This is a genomic window from Halomonas sp. A3H3, from assembly GCF_000982975.1.
In the GTDB taxonomy this organism is placed as follows: Bacteria; Pseudomonadota; Gammaproteobacteria; order Pseudomonadales; family Halomonadaceae; genus Vreelandella; species Vreelandella titanicae.
Window position 1 is genome coordinate 3731608 of record NZ_HG423343.1, and the last position, 20799, is coordinate 3752406.

Genomic DNA, 20799 nt, shown 5'->3' on the forward strand with positions numbered 1-20799 from the left:
CAGCCGCAGCCGCAGCCGCAGCCGCAGCCGCAGCCGCAGCCGCAGCCCGTGCCTGTCCCACAACCGGTCGAGCCTCAGCCAGAGCCTACGCCCGAACCGGCCCCTGAGCCTCAACCAGCACCACAGCCAACTCCCATACCAACTGCGCTGGCCAGCTTTGTAGATGTGCTAACTGAAAAAGGCTGGGAGTGGACCGGCGAGCTAACGGAAGCACTAAGTGAGGAGGATTCATTTAAGCGTTACCCTGAGCTTAATGAATCGCTCAATCCCATCATCCGGCTGTACACCGGCATCCTAGATCGTGCTGCTGACCGGGAAGGCCTTGAGTATTGGGTGTCGCAGTTCAATGCGGGCAGTAGTTTGAACGATATCGAGCGGGCATTTATGTCAGCGGAAGAGGTCGGCACTGTGGTGCAAACCATGGGCAGTGATGACGCGGCTTTTGTGGATACCTTGTATCAATCCGTACTGGGGCGTGCCGCGGATGAAAGCGGCCGTGAATACTGGTTGGACAACCTGCAAAGTGACAACGTCAAGCGAGCTGATATTGCACTGTCGTTTGTCAATTCTGATGAGTATATCGACACCAGTGCACCTTTTGTAACGGCCACAAAGTTGCTGACCTGGGGGGTGAACCTTGAGCAGATGGATATGCTGTCGCTCGGTTTTGGTGATGAGTTGGGTTTTGCGGAGCCGTTAGTGCGACTTCACACTGGCCTTGTGGGCGAAGTGCCTGATGAAACAGCGTTTAGTGGATGGCTAGAGGATGGTCAGTCTCCAGAAGCACTAGCGGAACGTCTGCTGGAAAGTGAAGGTTTACTAACCGATGAGGAAGGGCTAATCGATACGCTTTATGCCCGGGTACTCGACCGCGCGCCAGATGCTGAAGGTGAACAGTACTGGCAAGCGATAATCGAAAGCGGTGACGCAAGTCTGACCGATATGGTGCTGGCGTTTACCGAATCCGACGAGCACCAGCAGCGAAGTCGTTCAGAGGTAGGCGATTACATCGAGGAGGCGATTAGGAGTAGCTTGGTAGGCGTTGAAACCGACCTGGAAACCTATTTGTTTGCCTAAATACCGTGGATAGACTGAGTGCACTGCCCCTTGTTGGCGGTGCGCTCAGCTCGGTTATTGAGCGCGCGAGCTACATGCCAAGTTTAGGCCAATAAAAAAGGCCTCGGTAATGATTATTTACCGGGGGCTTCTAGTAACAGTGTTAAGGAAAGTCTTTAAATTAAAGATCGAGAGAGGAATGAAAACGAGGTGACTAATCAACAATGATGCGGACTGGCCCATGTAAGTCATGGTGCCCAGGAGAGGACTTGAACCTCCACGTCCATACAGACACTAGCACCTGAAGCTAGCGCGTCTACCAATTCCGCCATCTGGGCAAGTGGCGCGTATAATACCGGGGTGATGGTTAAATGCAAGACCCCTAACGTGCTTTTTATAACGCAAATTGTATAAACAACGTCTAAGACGGTTGGGTGATTGAACGTGCAGCGCTATACTGCGCCTATGACTAAACAAAACCCTATTCATTTCAGCCTATCAAGCGTTGAAATATCCAGCCCGCAACGCAACGCGTTTGCGCCTTTTTTATGCCTCTCGCAAATGACGCCATCAAGGATGTTGATCGCATGAAGTATTGGACGTTAAGTGATGATCCGCACGCCGAGCGCGAGGCGCATAAATATGGCAACCCAGCACCAAGCAGGGAGTATTTGCTTGCAGCCTTAGAAAGCTATGGCAAGCCGATCACTCACGAAAATATGAGCCGCATGCTGGGGCTGGAAGACGAAGAGCTTATAGAAGCCGTCAGGCGCCGCTTGGCGGCGATGGAACGCGACGGTCAGGTGCTGCGTGACCGTCGTGGCGCCTATGCGCTGATCGACAAGCTCGATCTGGTCAAAGGCAAGGTGCTGGGGCACCGAGACGGCTTTGGTTTTCTGCTGCGCGATGATGGCAAAAAGCCAGATCTGGTATTGCCCCCGCGCCAAATGCGCCGCGTTTTTCACGGTGACCACGTGCTGGCGCGCATTAGCGGCCGCGATCGCCGTGGTCGTGATGAGGCGACCATTGCCGATGTGATTGCACGCAACACGCAAACTATCGTCGGCGTTTACCGTAGTAATACTCCTGAGTTTGGCATTCTGATACCGGAAAATCCGCGGATTACTCAGGAGGTGATTATTCCTCATAGTGCCTGCGGTGGTGCTAAAGATGGCCAGGTGATCTCGGCCAAAATCGTTCAGCAGCCGGCCACCCGTGTACAGCCGGTGGGTGAAGTGATCGAAGTGCTGGGTGAGCGTATGGACCCCGGTATGGAAATTGATATTGCGATTCGCAGTTACGATATTCCTGCAGAATTCCCGCCTGAAGTGCTTGATCAGACCGCCGGTATTTCGGCAGAAGTGTTAGAAGGGGATAAGCAACACCGCGTTGATTTGCGTGATGTACCGCTGGTTACCATCGACGATGAGTCTGCCAAAGACTTTGATGACGCCGTGTGTGCCTGGAAAACCAAATCCGGCAGTTGGAAGCTGCTCGTCGCCATCGCGGATGTTTCCCACTATGTACGCCCCGGTACGGCTCTTGACGATGAGGCGCGGACTCGGGGCAACTCGGTTTATTTCCCCGGTCAAGTGGTGCCCATGCTGCCGGAGCTGCTCTCCAACGGGCTCTGTTCGCTTAACCCTCATGTGGATCGCTTGGTCATGGTTTGCGAGATGAATATCTCGCAAACCGGCGCGATTAGCCGCTACCGCTTCTACGAAGCTGTGATGAACTCCCATGCTCGCCTGACCTATAACAAGGTGGCCGCCATTCTTGATGAGGAGAGCGAGGAGGGTGAAGCGCTTCGGGCAGAACACAGCGAGCTTGTTAAGCCGCTGAAAAATCTGGAAGAGCTTTACTATTTGTTACGAGAAGCGCGTGTTGAGCGTGGCGCAATTGATTTTGATACTACTGAAACGGCGATCATCTTCAACGACGAGCGCAAAATCGAAAAAATCGTTCCACGTAGCCGTAACAATGCTCATAAGCTTATTGAAGAGTGCATGCTGGCCGCCAACGTGGCGACTGCTCGCTTTCTGGATAAACATGATTTGCCTGCGCTCTACCGAATTCATGAGCGGCCAACGCCAGAACGCCTAGACAAGCTGCGCCTCTTCTTAAACGAGCTGGGGCTTTCTGTTGGCGGTGGTGATATGCCGACGCCACAGGATTATCAGGCGCTGCGTGAGGCGATTGCTGATCGCCCTGACTTCGATATCATCCAAACAGTCATGCTGCGTTCGATGAATCAGGCGGTCTATTCGCCACAGAATGAAGGTCACTTTGGCCTAGCTTATCAAGCTTACGCTCATTTTACTTCGCCGATTCGCCGCTATCCCGATCTGCTGGTACACCGTGCTATTCGTTCGGTGATCCGCGGTCCGCGCCAGACCAACACGGTGTTGCGCGTGGAGGGTGCGCCGGTTGAGCCGCCCAGCAAGTGGTGTCCGTATACCTTCGAGCAGATGCTTGAACTGGGTGAACACTGCTCAATGACTGAACGCCGCGCCGATGAAGCCACCCGTGATGTAGAGAGTTGGCTGAAGTGTGAGTTTATGTCTGACAAGCTTGGCGAGATGTTCGAAGGTACCATCGCGTCGGTCACTCAGTTTGGTCTGTTTGTGCGTCTGGATGAGTTCTTCGTGGAAGGCTTGGTTCACGTGACGTCGCTGCCTTCGGATTATTACCACTACGAAGCTGAGAAGCACCGTCTTAAAGGTGAGCGCACCGGCACGACCTACCGTTTGGGTGATGGTCTTACCGTCCAAGTGGCGCGTGTCGATATGGACGATCGTAAGATTGACTTTGGGCTGGGTGATGAAAAGCCGCGCCCACGCCGCCAGCCGCGTAAGAGCCGCGGTGGGGAAGGGGGCGCTGGTGCTAAAGGTGGTGGTGCTAAGGCATCTGGTAACAAACCATCCAATAGCGAGAAGCCTGCTACGCGTCGCGGCCCACGCCGTACGCGAAATGGCCCACGCAAACCATCACCGAATAAGGGCTGAGTATGAAGTCGGCGTCTTCACGGCGGGGCCCCAAGACCCCTGATGGTTTGGATCAGGTATATGGCGTTCATGCATTGCAAAGCTTGTTAGACAGAGGCGAAGCGCCCCGAGAGCTTTGGGTGCAGCAGGGGGCAGGGAGCCGCTTAAAAGAGCTGATTACCCAGGCCCAGGCGCATGGTGCTCGAGTAAAAGAGCAGCCCCGGGATTTGCTTGATCAGCTAACCCAGGGGGCGGCTCATCAGGGAGTGGTGGCGTTTTGTCCGCCGTTAACTCCTGAAGGTGAAGAGTCGCTCTGGCTTAAGCTACGCGCCTGGCCCTCGAATACACCACCGCTGTTGCTGATTTTGGATGGCGTGACGGATGTGCATAACTTTGGTGCCTGCCTGCGTAGCGCGGATGCCGCCGGTGCCCACGGCGTGATTGTGGCGAAAGATAAAGCCGCTCCGCTCAATGCAACGGTGCGTAAAGTCGCTTGTGGCGCCGCCGAAGTGGTGCCGGTTTATCAAGTGACTAACTTGGCTCGCACCCTGGCCAAGCTAAAAGATGCCGGTGTCTGGATAACCGGTACGGCTGGTGAAGCTGAGGCCAGCGTTTTTGACATTGATATGACCGGCCCCACCGCGCTGGTGATGGGGGCGGAAGGCAAGGGCATGCGGCGCTTGACTCGCGAAGCCTGCGATAATCTTGCCAAGCTTCCCATGGCGGGGGAGGTCTCTAGCCTTAATGTCTCGGTGGCTACTGGTATTTGCCTGTTCGAGGCTGTCCGTCAGCGCCAGCTTGCAAGTTAACCGCCGTGCTACTAAGATACACGCGCCCGTTTGTCTGCAAGCGGGTGTTAGCTGTCGTTGAAGTATTAGCTTTTGCTGAAATGAAAAGTTCTGTTTGATGCCCCTGTGGCCGCCTAGCGCGGTGGCGGAGCACTTCAGTTAACTCCTTGCTTCCCTGTCGTCGTTTATTGCGTTAAGCAATGGCACACAAAGGAAGCTGTCAAACCGCAAGGAGATCCCATGCGTCATTACGAAATCGTGTTTATGGTCCACCCGGATCAAAGCGAGCAGGTGCCGGCAATGGTCGAGCGCTACACCAGCATCGTTACCGAAAACAGCGGCACTGTGCATCGTCTAGAAGATTGGGGCCGTCGTCACTTGGCTTACCCAATCAACAAGATCCACAAAGCCCACTACGTGCTGATGAACGTTGAATGTAGCGGCGAGACTCTCGACGAGATCGAGAACATCTTCCGTTACAACGACGCCATTATCCGCAGCCTGGTTGTTCGCTGCAAAGAAGCTGTTACTGAAGCTTCCCCGATGATGAAACCGGCAGAAGAAAAACGTCCGCGTCGCGAAGAAAAACCGCGCGCTGAAGAAGAAGAAACTGCCTGATTTTATTCACTGCACGTTTTAAGGAGCTAGTCCATGGCACGTTTTTTCCGTCGCCGTAAGTTTTGCCGCTTCACCGCTGAAGGCATCAAGCAGATCGATTACAAAGATCTGGACACGCTGAAGGCTTACATCACCGAAACCGGCAAGATCGTTCCAAGCCGTATTACCGGCACCAAAGCACGCTATCAGCGTCAGTTGGCGACCGCTATCAAGCGTTCGCGTTATCTGGCACTGCTGCCCTACTCCGATAGCCACCAGTAAGCGTTTAACGTGATGCTGGCACTAGCCCGATGGCTAATGCGGGGCACGCCTTACGCTGCAGGCGGGGCGGCCTTGGCAACGCTAGTGCCTTGGCTGTTCTGGTTAGGAGCAGCCATCGCTGCGTTGATGACGCTGCGCAGAGGTTTTGCCCCTGCGCTACCGGTCATCATCGCCGCAGCACTACCAGCCGGTTGGTGGTGGGCTCAGGGTGATGTGATTCCGCTTGCCAGCTTACTGCTGGTTACGCTGATGGCCGTTATCCTGCGCGAGAGGATGCGTTGGGGGGAAACCTTGATTGTGGGGACGTTGGTCGCCGCCGTCATGGTTCAACTCGGTATCTTCAGTCCGCCAGGTGGCACTGAGCTAATGCTTGAGCAGTTGCGAGAAGGTTCAGAAGAAGTGGATCGCATGCTCACGGAATTTGTCAATCAAGGCTACGATACTCAAACCATTGCCGCACTGGTGGTGGGTGGAGTAACCGGGCTTGTGGTGCTGTTGGCAGCCATAGTGTGCTTGGCACTTGCGCGGAGTTGGCAAGCTGGGTTGTACAACCCAGGTGGCTTTCGCGAAGAGTTTCACGCACTGCGCTTGACCCCTAAAGAGCTAGCCGTGCTGGTCGTCATTGGGGTGATAGGTATGCTGCTAGGCGCTCATGCGCTGGCGATGCTTGGTTGGATTCCGCTGTTGGTAGCTGGCGTTGCGTTAGTGCACGGGTTTATTGGAATAAAGGGGATGAACGGGCTGTGGCTGGTAGCATTTTATGTGCTACTGATCACGACCTGGCCCACGATTCTCATTGTGCTGCTGTTGGGGCTGATTGATACATTCGCGAACGTTCGCGCACGCCTTGCCCGCAGCAACTGACAAGAGGTTTACGAGATGGAAGTCATTCTGCTCGACAACATTGGTAAGCTGGGCGGCCTGGGTGACAAGGTCACCGTGAAGCCTGGTTATGGTCGTAACTACTTGGTGCCTTACGGCTTAGCCGTACCGGCCACCAAAGACAACATCGAAGCGTTTGAAGCACAGCGTGCTGAGCTCGAAGCGCAAGCCGCTGAGCGTAAGGCAGAAGCCGAAGCGCGCGCTGAGCAGCTAAACGACATCGAACTGTCTTTGGTTTCCAAAGCAGGCGATGAAGGCAAGCTGTTTGGTTCTATTGGTCCGCGTGACCTGGCCGACGCGATTTCCTCTGCTGGCATCGATATTGCCAAAAGCGAAGTCCGCATGCCAAATGGCCCAATTCGTCAAACTGGCGAATACGACATCACTCTTCACTTGCACGCTGAAGTGGATGCCGTTGTACGCGTAGTGGTAGTTGCAGAGTAATTGAGCGAGTAGTTAAGTTAGTAACGACGTAAAGTCGTTACTAACGGCAGCTAATACAGCTGCCTCAAAAGGCGCGGGGTTTCTCCCGCGCCTTTTGTTTTTCCGGGTATCCGCTAGTTCTGGATATTCGCTATTTTTTGGGCGTTGCCAAAACTATCCAGCCCATCTCCCGCTGGGTATTTTAAGACAACGCCTTGATCATGTTGGTAGTCGCACCGCATGCGGCTAAGATAAGCATCTTCACCGGCTACGCAGTAGTGTTTAAAGGAGCTCGCTATGCAGGACCAGCCTTCTGCTGATACAGAAACGGCAGCGCTAAAACTGCCGCCGCATTCATTAGAGGCGGAGCAGTCGGTACTAGGCGGGCTCATGCTAGACAACCAGGCCTGGGATAACGTTTCAGAGCGGTTGGTCGCTGATGACTTCTACCGCTATGAGCACCGTTTGGTGTTCAACGTGATGATTCATCTGGCTGAAGCCGGTCAGCCGCTGGATGTGGTGACGCTTTCTGAAGCGCTGGAAGCGCGTGATCACTTGGATACCGTAGGCGGCCTGGCGTTTTTGGCAGAGCTTGCTCGTAACACGCCCTCTGCCAGTAATATTCGCGCCTATGCTGATATCGTGCGTGAGCGGGCAACGCTGCGCAAGCTGATCCGTGCGGCTAATCAAATTGCCGATAGTGCCTTTACTCCCCAGGGGCGCCCGGCTGATGAATTGCTTAACGAAGCCGAGCGGTTAGTGTTCCAGATTGCCGAGGAGCGCCCCAAAACGGGCGGCCCCATTGGCATGAGCGATCTATTGACCAAGGCGGTGGATCGTATTGATGAGCTGTTTAATCTGAAAGGTGAAATGACCGGGCTTTCCACTGGTTTTCGTGATCTGGATGAAATGACCACCGGGTTGCAGCCATCCGATATGGTGGTCATCGCCGGTCGACCCTCGATGGGTAAAACGACCTTCGCTATGAACCTGGTTGAACATGCGGTGATTTCCAGCGACAAGCCAGTCATGGTGTTCTCCATGGAGATGCCCGCAGAGTCGCTCATGCTGAGGATGCTGTCTTCCCTGGGCCGAATCGATCAAACCCGTGTGCGTACCGGGCAACTGGAGGACGAGGATTGGCCGCGTTTAACCTCAGCGGTTAATCTGCTCAAAGACAAACAGCTGTTTATCGACGACACCGCGGCCTTGTCGCCTAACGAAATGCGCTCAAGGTTGCGCCGTGTGGTGCGTGAACATGGCAATATCGCACTGGTCATGATCGATTATCTTCAGTTGATGCAGATCCCTGGCTTTAGCGAAAACCGCACCGGTGAGATTTCCGAGATTTCGCGCTCCTTGAAGGGGTTGGCGAAAGAGTTTAACTGCCCTGTGGTAGCTCTTTCTCAGTTGAACCGCTCCTTGGAGCAGCGCCCCAACAAACGCCCGGTTATGTCGGATCTGAGGGAATCTGGTGCGATCGAGCAGGATGCCGACGTCATTGCCTTCGTTTATCGCGATGAGGTCTATAATCCAGATAATCCCGACAATCAGGGGATTGCTGAGTTAATTATCGGTAAGCAGCGTAATGGTCCTATTGGCACGGTGCATATGGCCTTTATCGGCAAATATACCCGCTTTGAGGATTTGGCCCCGGATAGTTACGGCCAAGCGTTCGGCGACTAAGTTAATGATGACTGGTTTGTGATGACAGGCTAGTGATAAGTAGCTTGAGGATGGGGGGCGAGTTCGTATAATGCCTCACCCACGATATGTAAAAACGGGAGCAGCAAATGGCAGGTGGATTTCGGCGCGGTAACCGGCAGCGTCTTCCTAAGTTAGAAGGTCGCGGTGAGCTAGAGGCGATAGAGCGCGAAGGCCCTTTTAAAGAGTGGCTAGGTATGCCGGATCTTTATCGCTACCATTTAGTGGTCGCAGGCGAGAAGTATAGTTACCAGACTGAAGATGGTGAGCTGCCTGTGACGGTGGGAGATAAGGTCGTGTTCCGCTACAAAGAGACTAAAGGCGGCAACTGGATTGACCGCAATTCGCTTGGCAAAGCGATCGACCCCTCTGAATATCAATGATCGATTGATATCTTGACCTGCCGGTCAGGAACTCTCTTGCGATATTGACCTCCTAGCTATTAATGTCTAGTTATTGCTTATTGTCATTACATTGCAATGACAGGGCAATAGAAGTGTCATGGGGCGCAGTCATGCTGTGCCCTGATGACATGCCGTCTGGCATAACGTATGAAATAGCCAAATAATAGGAGGGAACCATGGAACTTAAGGATCTTAAGCAGTTTGTCGCCAATCACGACAATTTTGAAATTCGCGTGATTACCCATTCGGGCAGCCGTTTTTATCAGATTGAGCTGGAAGACGTTGAAGGCGAGCGCCATATGCTGACGCAGCGTACCAAGCCAATGCTGTTTCGCTCGCTGGATGATGCCTATATGGATCTCAAGCGCGCCGGGATTCATCGCGCTTACCTGGTACAGCATGTGCCCCACGATGAAGTGATAGGCCGCGATGCGCACTATAGTGAGCCGCTCACATCGCGTATGCCGCTTGTTTTTTAACGCTGTTCACACCCATCAACGTTTAGTCTGACGCTTTTCCCACCACTGCCCAAGCCGAATTCGGCGACGGGCAAAAAACCGGTAGCCGGCATTCATTATGCCGTGTACTCCCGGAAAGCACGAAAACCTCACCAGCCGCCGATAGCCCAACACTGCATAGAGGGCACGGCTGGCATCCATGCCGATATACCATTTCCCTTGGCTATCACGCAGGTGCAACTGGCCCATCATGGCGTTAAAGTCCTGCCCATACGCCTGAGCGTTAAAATCACGTGCCTGGATATCTACCAGCGCGATGTGTTCCCGATGGCGATGCTTTTCCAGCCACGCGACTTCCTGTTGGCAAAAGGGGCAGTGACCATCGTGAAATAGCATAACTGGCGGTGCAGCATGTAGTGGCGTGTAGCGGCTCATGGTGACTCCTGGTTGGTATTGGCCGAATAACCTGCTGTGTGGTAGGGCTGCCCGTAGTCAGGCGATGTTTCCAATTGATCCAAAAAGTGCTCAGCCTGTTGGCGGATAGCCTCGCGCTTCTCATCGGCCATGCGGTTGAGGGAGCCGTAAATCAGCTTCATACGAGGGTTCTTACTCAGGCGCTCAGCGTTGGTTTCGAGAAAGTGCCAGTAAAGGCTGTTGAAAGGGCAGGCTTTTGGCCCCGTGACCTGCTTGGGTGAGTAACGGCAGTGCTGACAATGGTCGGACATTTTGTCGATATACTTGCCCGACGCACAGTAGGGCTTCGAGCCCATTAAGCCGCCGTCGGCATGGAGCACCATCCCCAGCGTATTAGGCAACTCTACCCACTCACTGGCATCGGCATAAACCGCCAAGTACCAGTCGCATAGCGCCTCAGGTTTAACTCCGCATAGTAAGGCGAAATTGCCTGTCACCATCAGTCGTTGAATATGGTGGGCGTAGCTATTGTCGATGGTCATCTGAATAGCGCGCTGTAGGCAGCGCATATCGGTATCCGCGTCCCAGTAAAACGCGGGCAGATCGCGCTCAAAACCTAATTGATTAGCGCTTTTGTAGCTAGGCATCTGTGTCCAGTAGAGCCCTCGCACGTACTCGCGCCAGCCAAGTATCTGGCGGATAAACCCTTCGACGGCGTTGATCGGCACATCTCCGTCATAGTAGCGCTGCTCGGCGGCTTCGCAGACTTCATGGGGCGACAGCAGGCCGATGTTCATCGCAGCTGAGAGGCGCGAGTGATACAAATAAGGTGCAGAGTCACTGATTGCATCTTGATAGCGGCCAAAATCAGCCAATCCATGGTCTATAAAATGGTGTAAATCCACCAGCGCTTGTCGACGAGTGACTGGCAGGTTGAAATTATCCAGAGACCCCATATGGTCGCCAAAATGGCGCTTGGCATCGTTTAGCGCTTCTTGGGTGATCGCATCCTGGCGATGTTGAGGTAGCTCAGGGAAATCCAGTGCGGCTTTGATAGGCTGGCGATTGTCGTGGTCAAAATTCCATTTGCCGCCAACGGGTTCGTCGCCCTCCATCAAGTACCCGGTGCGCTTGCGCTGTTCCCGGTAAAAGTACTCAAGGCGTAGCTGTTTGCGGCCGCTTGCCCATTGGCTAAAGTCATCGGGTGTAGTGAAAAAGCGCTCGTCCTCAAGAAGTCGCCACGGAATCGTTGCGTTTTCGCGCTGCTGCATCTTCTCCCAAAGCCGCCATTCGCCAGGTCGGGCAACGCGTATCTCATCGCAGCCATACTGTTGTGCGATGCGTTCAGCTTCTTCAATAAGGGAGTGGCAGTTATCTGCATCATCCAGCGCGCTGTAGTGCACTTGAAAGCCTTTTTCGCGCAGTGCCTGGGCAAAGTGACGCATGGCAGCCAAAAAGAGGCCAATTTTATGGATATGATGGGGAACATAGCGCGCTTCCTCGGTAACTTCGCACAGGGCAACCACGGCATTGGCGGGCGCGTCTTGCAGCGTTGTGAGTGAAAACGAGAGCTGGTCGCCGAGCACTAAAAGCAAAGGCTTGGACATAAGTTGGCCTGTAGTTATACAAATAATGCCGATAGTATAACTTTATGCCGCCACTTTGCCGAAAAGTGATAAGATTTAATTAATTGATAGATGTACTGAGCACCATCGTTATTTTTCAGGAGCATGAGTAATGACCGAGAATGTCGTCAAGGATCAGCCGGGCGAGGGCCGCTTGGCCCATGCACCCAGCGAGCATCCGCCGGTAGCGCGCGCCAAGGTGGGTGTTGTGCTGGCAAACCTGGGAACCCCGGATGCCACCGACTACTGGTCAATGCGTCGTTACCTTAATGAGTTTCTTTCTGATAAGCGTGTGGTCGACTATGCCGGTTGGAAATGGCAGCCGTTGCTACAGCTGATTATTTTGACCAAGCGTCCGTTCTCATCGGGCAAGGCCTACCGGGGAATCTGGAATAACGAGAAAAACGAAAGCCCGCTGCTAACAACGACGCGCGCCCAGACCGAGAAGATGACCGCACGGTTAAAGGCGCTTTATGGTGACGATGTCGAGGTCGATTTCTGCATGCGCTACGGTAATCCCTCGACGGAAAGCGTGCTGACGCGATTAAAAGAGAAGGGCTGCGAGCGAATCGTGTTTTTTCCGCTATACCCTCAGTACGGTTCGCCCACCACGGCGACGGCGAATGATCAGGCGTTTCGCACCCTGATGAAGATGAAGTGGCAGCCTTATATACGTACGGTGCCCGCTTATTTTGAACATCCTGCCTACGTTCAGGCGTTGGCCAACTCGGTACAAGAAGCCTACGACGGTTTCTCGACCCGGCCGACCAAGCTGGTGGCCAGCTACCATGGCGTTCCCGAGCGCTACCTGATGGAGGGTGATCCTTACCACTGTCAGTGCCAGAAAACGACGCGCCTGCTCCGTGAGAAGCTTGGTTTTAGCAAAGAGGAAGTGGATACCGCTTTCCAGTCGCAGTTTGGCCCTGAAAAATGGGTCGGCCCACAAACCGTTAAGCATGTGGCAGAACTCGCCGAGCAGGGGCATAAGCACATTGCGATTATGTCGCCTGCCTTCTCTTCCGACTGTGTTGAAACCTTGGAAGAGATCGAAGAGGAGATTCGCGATAGCTTTATGGAAGCGGGTGGCGAAACGTTCAGCTATATACCTTGCCTGAATGATCGCGATGACCATATTGAGGCACTGTTAGCAGTCATCAACAATGAATTAGCAGGATGGCTATCGGCCCCAAACCCTAGCGTTTAGCTAGCTACTCGTCATAACTGAAAGCTAATAGCAGCCGCCCTGCGAAATTAATCGCTGTGCGGCTGTTTGCGTTTAAGCGTTTGACTGGTCAGTCAAAACTGCCTGTTATATGGTGTACAACTTTAGAATCACTATTATTCAACGCTGGCATATTATTGGCAAGGTAAGGTGTCTAACCGCTAGCGGCTGTCTTGGTGGTGAGCCTTTCGTTTTTCAGGAGGTTTCGCTTGATACAATTTGCCGTTTTAATGGGGTTCGTACTGGCGGCGCTATCGCCAATGTTAAACCACTGGTTCGGCCAGCGTGCCAGCCTAGTATTGGCTCTATTTCCTGCCGGATTGGCGGCGTGGTTGGCACTTCAAGCCCCTGAGGTCATTGAGAACGGTAGCCTGCTTTTAGAGTGGCAGTGGGTGCCTTCTCTGGGAATCAGCCTTACCTTCCTGTTGGACGGTCTATCGTTACTCTTTGGGTTATTGATTACCGTTATGGGGGCCTGCGTGCTGGTATATGCCGGCGGCTACCTTAAAGATCACCCTGATCTTGCCCGATTTCACATCGCCTTGGTCGCCTTCATGGTGTCGATGCTGGGGCTGGTACTAGCTGACGGCCTATTAACGCTATTCGTTTTTTGGGAATTGACCAGCATTACCTCCTATTTGCTGATTGGTTTTAACCACGCTGATATCAATGCACGTAAATCAGCGCGGCAGGGCTTATTCGTTACCGTGGCGGGTGGGTTAGCATTAATGGCTGGGCTGGTGCTGCTAGGGATTGCCAGCGGTAGCTGGTCGCTGGCGGAGATTCTCGATCAGGAGGCTGACCTGCGTGAACATGCACTCTACACGCCTATGCTGATCTGTTTGCTACTGGGTGCCTTCACCAAATCGGCGCAGTTTCCGTTTCACTTTTGGTTACCCAACGCCATGGCCGCGCCGACTCCGGTTTCGGCTTACCTGCACTCGGCCACCATGGTGAAAGCGGGTATTTATCTGCTGGCGCGCTTACACCCGGAGCTGGGTGGCACTGCGATGTGGGTTGGCGTTCTTTCCGTGGTCGGCGCAACCACTATGCTGGTGGGTGCGTTTTTAGCGATTCATCACACCAATATCAAAAAGCTGCTCGCTTACTCGACCATTATGGCGCTGGGCACGCTGACGATGCTATTGGGCATCGGCACCGAGTACGCGATGACCGCGTTTGTTACCTTCCTGCTCGCGCACTCGCTGTATAAAGGGGCGCTGTTTATGGTCGCCGGTATTCTCGATCATGAGACCGGCACGAAAGATGTCACCCAGATGGGCGGGTTACGCTCAGTGATGCCGCTGACTGCCACCATTGCGTTGGTGGCTGCGCTTTCGCTTGCCGGTGTGCCGCCGCTACTCGGTTTTATCGGTAAAGAACTGATGCTTGAATCAGTTCTCGGTGCCGATAGCTTCCGAACACTACTGGTGCTGTTCGCCTTTCTGGCATCTATTTTAACTATCGCCGTTGCTTTCATTGTGGCGCTACGTCCTTTTTACGGTAAGCGTCACCAAACCCCGCTTGAACCACATGAAGCCCCGCCTGGTATGCTGCTTGGGCCCGCGTTGCTCGCACTAGGGTCGCTACTGTTAGGCTTGATGCCCGCTGTGCTGGGTGCTGATGCGTTGTTAACGGCAACCGCCACTGCTATATCCGGGCAAACAGTAGAAGTGGCGCTGTCGCTTTGGTATGGCATTAACGTCGCGTTGATAATGTCGATCGTTAGCCTTGGTTTAGGCTTTTTGCTGTTTAGGCGTTGGGACAGCGTGCGTGGCAAGCTCTCTGTATTGGCACCGGTGATGCGCCATGGCCCCGAGGCTGGGTATGAAAGCATGATGAATGGCATTGTGCACTTCTCAGAGTGGCAAACTCGGCTGCTCCAAAACGGCTATATGCGTAACTACATTTTAGTGATGTTAGCGACGCTTATTGCACTGATCGGTAATTCAATTCTATTACGCCATTCGCCTGTGTTTGCCGTTGACCTGGATGTGCGTTTTCACGAGGTAGTCGTGGCTGGCACTATGGTGATGGGGGCACTGTTTGCGACCATTTCTCGATCGCGGCTGGGGGCAGTGGTTTCCGTGGGCATCATGGGTTTTTCCATTGCATTGATTTTTGTTCTGTTCAGTGCGCCAGATTTAGCGATTACCCAACTGCTGGTAGAGACCTTAACGGTTATTTTGCTGGTACTGGTGCTGTTTCGCCTGCCACGCTTCTCGAATCTTTCCACCAGCTTGGAGCGCATACGCGACGGCGTGGTGGCCGCTATGGTGGGTATCTTGATCTGCCTACTGATTATGACCTCCTGGAGCATTCAACAGTTTGAGCCCATTTCGACCTACATGATTGAGAACAGCGCGCCTTTGGCGTATGGCCGCAACATCGTTAACGTCATTTTGGTCGACTACCGTGCCCTGGATACCTTAGGTGAGATGTTCGTGTTAGCGCTTGCCGCCATCGGCGTGATCGCCATGTTAAAGCTACGCAATAACACCAAAACCACCGACAGCAGTAAAGTAGCTGCCAAGGAGCCTTACGATGGTTAAGTCAGGCACGATTATTCTTAATACCGCCGCACGGTTTTTAATGCCGCTGCAACTGATGTTTTCTATTTTCCTATTGCTGCGAGGGCATGACGAGCCGGGCGGAGGATTTATTGCCGGCTTGGTAGCGGCAGGGGCGTTTACGCTGTACCTGTTTGCCTTTGGTGTAAGTGCCACCAAAGAAGTGCTGCGCATGGTCGACCCCCGAGACCTGATTGGGGTTGGGCTATTGCTGGGAATGATCTCGGTAGTGCCTGCCTGGTTTATGGGGCAGCCATTTCTGACAGCCCAGTGGTGGACTATCCCGGTTATCGACTTTAAAGCTTCCACGCCGCTGATTTTCGATGTAGGCGTCTATTTTGCTGTGCTGGGTTCGGTCACCGGCATGGTGATGACGCTTATGGAGGTCGACAAGGATGAACCTTGAGTTAACAGGAGGCACAGCATGGAACCATTAATGGCAGTGGCGATTGGCCTGCTGTATGCGACGGCTATTTTTATGATGTTGCGTCGTTCTATCGTCAAACTGGTGATTGGTCTGATGCTGCTCTCTAATGCCGCCAATTTACTGATTTTTACCACGGCGGGCATGACCCGTGGAGCACCTCCGCTTATCCCTGAGGGGATGATGCTGCCGCCCAGCGGGGTAGCCGACCCCTTACCCCAAGCGGTTGTGCTGACGGCCATTGTGATTGCCTTTGGGGTGCTTGCCTTTGCCGTGGTATTGATTCGACGCGCCTACGAAGTCGTTAAGGCTGATGATCTCGATAAGATGAAGGATACTGATACGTGAGGCCTGAAGTTGCTCTTCCCGTCCTCTTGCCCCTGCTAACCGGGGCAGTTTCCTTGTTGTTTTGGCGCGCGCGCCCCATGCAGCGCTTTTTGGCGGTGGCAGGTAATGTTGCGCTACTCATGGTTAGCCTGTGGCTGTTTGTATCTACGTTGTCAGATGGCTATGTCACCATGCAAATGGGTAGCTGGCCAGCTCCCTTCGGGATTACCTTAATAGCCGATCTGTTAAGTGCGGTGATGGTGTTAATGACCGCTCTTATCGGTTTGGCAATGGGTGTTTACTCGCTGGCCACCACTGGCCGCGGCCACGAAAAATTTGGCTACTATCCGTTAATGCACCTGCTGCTCGCCGGGGTGATGGGGGCCTTCTTAACCGGCGATATCTTTAACCTCTATGTATGGTTTGAGGTAATGCTGGTGGCCTCTTTTGCGCTGCTGATTCTGGGGGGAGAACGCGCGCAGATGGAAGGGGCGATTAAGTACGTCACCTTGAACCTGTTGGCATCGGTCATCTTCCTGACCGCGGTGGGGCTACTCTATGGCATGGTGGGTACACTCAACATGGCCGACATTGCGTTGCGCATGGATGAGGCAGAGCACACCGGTATGGTGGAAGTGCTTGCGGTCATGTTTATGGTGGCCTTCGGCATCAAAGCCGCCGCCTTTCCGCTATTTTTCTGGCTGCCAGCCTCGTATCACACCCCGCCTGTCGCTGTTTCGGCGCTGTTTGCCGGGTTGCTCACCAAGGTGGGGGTGTATGCGATGTTCCGTGTCTTCACCCTGATGTTCGATCAAACCATGGGCTATCTCCAGGAGATTATGCTCTGGGGTGCTGCCTTCACCATGGTAACAGGCGTGCTCGGTGCCGCCGCCCAGCATGAGTTTAGGCGAATCTTGTCGTTTCATATCGTCAGCCAGATTGGCTATATGATCTTAGGCTTAGCTCTTTACACACCTTTGGCGATCGCCGGTGGCGTGTTTGCCATCGTGCATAACATGGTGGTGAAGACCAATCTCTTCTTGATCAGTGGTATCACCCACCGTTTGCAGGGAACCTACCAGCTTAAAAAAATGGGCGGGCTGTACCGAGATCGCCCTTGGCTTGCCGTGGCGTTCTTTCTTTCTGCCTTCTCGCTGGCGGGGATACCGCCGCTGTCAGGCTTTTTTGCCAAATTTGTAATTGTGCGTGCAGGCCTGGAAATTGAAGCCTATGTGGTGACCGGCATTGCACTGGCGGTGGGATTGATGACGCTTTATTCCATGGTGAAAATTTGGAATGAAGTGTTTTGGAAGTCGTTACCCGAAGATAACGACGTGCCTGCGACTGCCACGCCAACTGGTGACGACGGTCGTCTGTTAAAGCCTAGCCTGTGGATGATGTATTCGCCCGTTATGGTGTTGGCGTTATTTTCTCTGCTCATTGGTGTGCTTGCAGAACCTATTATGTGGGTGATGATGGGTATTGGTGATCAACTGTTTGAACCTTCGGGGTACATCGAAGCCGTATTGGGTGCTTCAGCCAGTGCAGACGATGTTCTGCTGCAGCCAACGGGGGCGGCAGAAGATCAACCTGAGGCGGACGCCGGGGAGACAGCGCGATGACCGGAGCCATTTGGAACCTACTGCTAGGCCTTGCTTGGGTACTGTTAAGCGGTGATTTTAGCGGCTTAAACCTCCTTGTCGGGCTAATATTTGGCTACATTACGCTGATACTCATCGAACCTCAGCTTGATTCCCTAAAAGGCTATCCTGCGCGAGTACCGCGTTTTATCGGCTTTATTGGTTTTTTTCTAAAAGAACTTGTTCAAGCCAACTTGCGTGTCGCTTTTGATATTGTCACCCCCCCTTGGCATATGAAGCCTGGGGTCATTGCGATGCCGCTTTCCGCGCGTACCGAAATGGAAATTACTCTGGTAGCCAATCTGATTTCATTGACACCAGGAACGTTGAGCCTGGATGTATCAGATGACCGTAAAGTCTTGTATATCCACGCGATGTTTTTAGACAATGAAGAGGAGCTACGGCGCAACTTAAAAGAGATGGAGCACCGGGCTTTGGAGCTATTTCGCTAATGGATACCGTCATTTTAATAAGCCAAGTCATCATGAGCCTGGCGCTTATCTTTACTTTTGTGCGTGTAGTGCGCGGGCCGAGTTTGCCTGATCGGGTGGTGGCGTTAGAGCTTTTTTCTACCACCGTGGTGGGATTGGTCGGGGTTTATGCCATCAAGTCTGACGTGGCTAGCTTTCTGGATGCCGCCATTGTGATCGCATTAATGGGGTTCTTAGCGGCAATTGCGTTTGCGCGCTTTTTGGAAAGGGGAGGCCCAAGGGATGATTGATTTCATAAAGGGCGCGTTAATCATTGGTGGTGCACTATTTATACTGCTTGCCTCAGTCGGATTGCTGCGGTTGCCCGATTTGTTAACCCGCATGCATGCCACTACCAAGGCCGCGGCGTTAGGCGTTATCTTAATTATGTTGGCAGCGGCCATGCACTTTGCTGAAGTGGGGATCGTGGCCCGCTCATTTGCCATCATCGTGTTTATCCTGATGACCGCCCCCGTGGCGGCCCACGTGATTGGCCGTGCCGGGTACTTTGTTGGCTCGAAGCTGTGGAGCGGTACCGTAAAGGATGAGTTGCGCCCGAACTATGATCCCTTAACCCATGAGCTTAAAAGCGGCCTGGAAACCCAGGAGAACGCCAAGCGCCAACCTCGCGAGACTGACCCTGACTAGGCTTGACTAGAGCAAACCACAGCGTAGTAGCCATTGAATAACCGCTGCTAAGCCACCTTCGGGTGGTTTTTTTGCGTCTGGATATGGGGTGTATTAAGACGCGAGTAATTAGTTCGCCCTTAGCAAATAATGTACAATAAAATTCATGTACAATAATTGTACTGTATAAGATAATGTGTTCATGTTTTACCCCATGCCCCGTAGAAATGTGATTAAACGTGACCATGCGACGCAAACAACACCTACCGCAAAAAGACTGTGCTCAATGCCAGCGACCGTTTCTCTGGCGGAAAAAATGGGCGTGCTGCTGGAACGAGGTGCGCTACTGCAGCGAGCGGTGCCGTCGTAGTGCCAAGTAGCCAAGCAAGCCACGGTGATAGCACCAAGTTCTGGGCAGGAATGTACCCTTAGGAGGCACAAGCATGTACAGCACGATTGATATTGTCTGGCTGCAAGACGACCTGCGTATTGCTGATAATCCTCTTTTACACTTTGCCTCTCCTCCTAGTTATCTGATGTGTATCTACGTGTTAGATGAGCGATGGTTCTTGCCATTATTTGACGTCGAATCTACGCCGCGTATTGGGCCTGCGCGGTTGCGCTTTTTATGGCAAAGCTTAATGGAGTTGCGTGGTGAGCTCCTAAAGCGTGGCAGTGATCTGCTGGTGCGCATTGGCAAGCCCAGTGATGTGGTGATTGAGTTGGCGTCAAAGCTAAACGCACGAGAGGTGCGTGTTGCTGACCATGCAGGGGTTGAGGAATTCGCGCATATTCAGGCGGTTGAGCAAGGCCTGCCTAGTCAAACGGCCCTCAATTGCATAGAGAGTGGGCGACTCATTGATCGAAAGGCGCTGCCTTTTGAGATGGAAGCGCTGCCTGGGAGTTTTTCTGCCTTTAGGCGCAGTGTGGAGAGCGAATGTGCTGTGCCTGCCAGCCGCTGCGCTCCAATAACGTTGCCCCCTTGGCCCGAGGCGGCAAGGGGATTTCCGCCGCTAAAAGCCGTCTGTGAGCAGAGCGCTACCTGGCAGCCCGATCCTCGCCAAGGTTACGCTTATAGGGGAGGAGAGTCAGCGGCTCATGGGCGTCTGAAGGATTACTTGTGGCGTCAACAGGGCGGTGAAACCTACAAGAAAACCCGCAACGGGCTATTGGGGGCTAATTTTTCAACCCGCATTTCACCCTGGCTGGCGCGAGGTTGCCTGTCAGCTCGTCAAGTCTATGAGGCTGTGAAAGCGTGGGAAGCGGAAAACGGCAGTAATGAATCAAGCTACTGGATTGGCTTCGAACTGCTCTGGCGGGAGTATTTTATCCGTACCGCTCAGTTGGAAGGGGCGAAAATGTTTGGCTCACGCCAGACTGACCAGCCGTGTGCCGCTTTCGATGCCTGGCGTAACGGTACCACGGGGTTGCCGTTTGTGGATGCCGCTATGCGGGAACTACTCCACACTGGCTGGCTATCCAATCGTGCCCGGCAAAACGTGGCTAGCTTTTTAGTTAAAGACTTAAAGGTAGATTGGCGTTTGGGGGCGTTATGGTTCGAGCACTGCCTGATTGATTATGACGTGGCCAGCAACTGGGGCAATTGGCGCTATATTGCTGGTGTTGGTCGCGATCCTCGCCAAGATCGTTACTTTAATGTGCTCAAACAGGCGGGCCATTACGATCCCCAGGGGCTCTATGTTGCTCACTGGCTGGAGCAGCTCGAAACACTGCCCAATGGCCTTGAGCGCCATCAGCCGTGGCGTGCAGACCCCTTGAGGTTTGATGCTCCCTGCGTTGTGCCCGAGCAGTGGGAGCGATGGCTAATTCCTCGCTGTGAAGTAGGCACTTTAGCTGAGTCGTCCGCCGTGGAGAGCGTTATAAAGTAATTATCACCTTCGG

The 20799-nt window shown here is 53.5% G+C and carries 22 protein-coding genes and 1 tRNA gene; 20 read left to right on the forward strand and 3 right to left on the reverse strand.

Features of this window, described 5'->3' with window-relative positions; all coding sequences use genetic code 11:
* Positions 1–1077 (forward strand): DUF4214 domain-containing protein (locus HALA3H3_RS16710; RefSeq protein WP_158414248.1); only part of this gene is annotated, 1077 nt, incomplete at its 5' end.
* A gap of 230 nt (positions 1078–1307) precedes the next feature.
* Here the strand turns inward: HALA3H3_RS16710 and HALA3H3_RS16715 are convergent.
* Positions 1308–1394, reverse strand: a tRNA-Leu gene (locus tag HALA3H3_RS16715).
* Positions 1395–1643: 249 nt separating this feature from the next.
* Here HALA3H3_RS16715 and rnr point away from each other — a divergent pair.
* The 9 genes from rnr (at position 1644) to HALA3H3_RS16760 (ending at position 9599) form a co-directional block, all read left to right on the forward strand.
* On the forward strand, positions 1644–4061 hold the full coding sequence (rnr, locus tag HALA3H3_RS16720; RefSeq protein WP_022522722.1) for a ribonuclease R: 2418 nt from the start codon (positions 1644–1646) through the stop codon (positions 4059–4061).
* 2 nt (positions 4062–4063) lie between these two features.
* Positions 4064–4849 (forward strand): 23S rRNA (guanosine(2251)-2'-O)-methyltransferase RlmB, encoded by a 786-nt coding sequence (gene rlmB / locus HALA3H3_RS16725; protein ID WP_009287665.1) that lies wholly within the window; start codon positions 4064–4066, stop codon positions 4847–4849.
* Positions 4850–5068: 219 nt separating this feature from the next.
* A complete protein-coding gene (rpsF, locus tag HALA3H3_RS16730; RefSeq protein ID WP_007113338.1) occupies positions 5069–5446 on the forward strand; it encodes a 30S ribosomal protein S6 in 378 nt (125 codons plus the stop codon).
* Between the two features lie 33 nt (positions 5447–5479).
* A complete protein-coding gene (rpsR, locus tag HALA3H3_RS16735; protein WP_008958980.1) occupies positions 5480–5707 on the forward strand; it encodes a 30S ribosomal protein S18 in 228 nt (75 codons plus the stop codon).
* A 12-nt stretch (positions 5708–5719) separates the two neighbouring features.
* A complete protein-coding gene (locus tag HALA3H3_RS16740; RefSeq protein ID WP_022522723.1) occupies positions 5720–6571 on the forward strand; it encodes a hypothetical protein in 852 nt (283 codons plus the stop codon).
* A gap of 15 nt (positions 6572–6586) precedes the next feature.
* Positions 6587–7033, forward strand: coding sequence for a 50S ribosomal protein L9 (rplI, locus tag HALA3H3_RS16745; protein ID WP_022522724.1), 447 nt, complete (start codon positions 6587–6589; stop codon positions 7031–7033).
* A 276-nt stretch (positions 7034–7309) separates the two neighbouring features.
* Positions 7310–8698 carry a replicative DNA helicase gene (gene dnaB, locus HALA3H3_RS16750; protein ID WP_009287667.1) on the forward strand — a complete coding sequence of 463 codons (1389 nt, stop codon included), beginning with the start codon at positions 7310–7312 and terminating at the stop codon, positions 8696–8698.
* A 107-nt stretch (positions 8699–8805) separates the two neighbouring features.
* Entirely contained in the window at positions 8806–9099 is a 294-nt protein-coding gene (locus HALA3H3_RS16755) for a hypothetical protein (RefSeq protein WP_022522725.1), read from the forward strand.
* A 197-nt stretch (positions 9100–9296) separates the two neighbouring features.
* Positions 9297–9599: a DUF6482 family protein gene (locus HALA3H3_RS16760; protein WP_022522726.1), complete on the forward strand. Its 303-nt coding sequence runs from the start codon at positions 9297–9299 to the stop codon at positions 9597–9599.
* Between the two features lie 15 nt (positions 9600–9614).
* Here HALA3H3_RS16760 and HALA3H3_RS16765 read toward each other — a convergent pair whose 3' ends face one another.
* Complete coding sequence (locus tag HALA3H3_RS16765) at positions 9615–10013, reverse strand: thiol-disulfide oxidoreductase DCC family protein (RefSeq protein ID WP_022522727.1); 399 nt, start codon at positions 10011–10013, stop codon at positions 9615–9617.
* Complete coding sequence (locus HALA3H3_RS16770; RefSeq protein WP_022522728.1) at positions 10010–11599, reverse strand: cryptochrome/photolyase family protein; 1590 nt, start codon at positions 11597–11599, stop codon at positions 10010–10012. The genes HALA3H3_RS16765 and HALA3H3_RS16770 overlap by 4 nt, the downstream gene beginning before the upstream one ends.
* 130 nt (positions 11600–11729) lie before the next feature.
* On the opposite strand from HALA3H3_RS16770, the gene hemH reads away from it, so the two are divergent.
* The 10 genes from hemH (at position 11730) to HALA3H3_RS16815 (ending at position 20786) form a co-directional block, all read left to right on the forward strand.
* Complete coding sequence (hemH, locus tag HALA3H3_RS16775; RefSeq protein WP_022522729.1) at positions 11730–12821, forward strand: ferrochelatase; 1092 nt, start codon at positions 11730–11732, stop codon at positions 12819–12821.
* A gap of 230 nt (positions 12822–13051) precedes the next feature.
* Positions 13052–15391, forward strand: a complete 2340-nt coding sequence (locus HALA3H3_RS16780; RefSeq protein WP_027960148.1) for a putative monovalent cation/H+ antiporter subunit A — start codon at positions 13052–13054, stop codon at positions 15389–15391.
* Positions 15384–15815, forward strand: a complete 432-nt coding sequence (locus HALA3H3_RS16785; protein WP_022522731.1) for a Na+/H+ antiporter subunit B — start codon at positions 15384–15386, stop codon at positions 15813–15815. The genes HALA3H3_RS16780 and HALA3H3_RS16785 overlap by 8 nt, the downstream gene beginning before the upstream one ends.
* Before the next feature lie 18 nt (positions 15816–15833).
* Entirely contained in the window at positions 15834–16181 is a 348-nt protein-coding gene (locus tag HALA3H3_RS16790; protein WP_022522732.1) for a Na+/H+ antiporter subunit C, read from the forward strand.
* Positions 16178–17782, forward strand: coding sequence for a Na+/H+ antiporter subunit D (locus tag HALA3H3_RS16795; protein WP_022522733.1), 1605 nt, complete (start codon positions 16178–16180; stop codon positions 17780–17782). The genes HALA3H3_RS16790 and HALA3H3_RS16795 overlap by 4 nt, the downstream gene beginning before the upstream one ends.
* On the forward strand, positions 17779–18252 hold the full coding sequence (locus HALA3H3_RS16800; RefSeq protein ID WP_022522734.1) for a Na+/H+ antiporter subunit E: 474 nt from the start codon (positions 17779–17781) through the stop codon (positions 18250–18252). Before HALA3H3_RS16795 ends, HALA3H3_RS16800 begins: the two co-directional genes overlap by 4 nt.
* Positions 18252–18521, forward strand: coding sequence for a monovalent cation/H+ antiporter complex subunit F (locus HALA3H3_RS16805; protein WP_022522735.1), 270 nt, complete (start codon positions 18252–18254; stop codon positions 18519–18521). Before HALA3H3_RS16800 ends, HALA3H3_RS16805 begins: the two co-directional genes overlap by 1 nt.
* On the forward strand, positions 18514–18918 hold the full coding sequence (gene mnhG, locus HALA3H3_RS16810) for a monovalent cation/H(+) antiporter subunit G (protein ID WP_007113321.1): 405 nt from the start codon (positions 18514–18516) through the stop codon (positions 18916–18918). The genes HALA3H3_RS16805 and mnhG overlap by 8 nt, the downstream gene beginning before the upstream one ends.
* A gap of 224 nt (positions 18919–19142) precedes the next feature.
* On the forward strand, positions 19143–19277 hold the full coding sequence (locus tag HALA3H3_RS26260) for a DUF2256 domain-containing protein (protein ID WP_082116922.1): 135 nt from the start codon (positions 19143–19145) through the stop codon (positions 19275–19277).
* A 63-nt stretch (positions 19278–19340) separates the two neighbouring features.
* Entirely contained in the window at positions 19341–20786 is a 1446-nt protein-coding gene (locus HALA3H3_RS16815; protein WP_022522736.1) for a DASH family cryptochrome, read from the forward strand.
* Positions 20787–20799 lie beyond the last annotated feature (13 nt).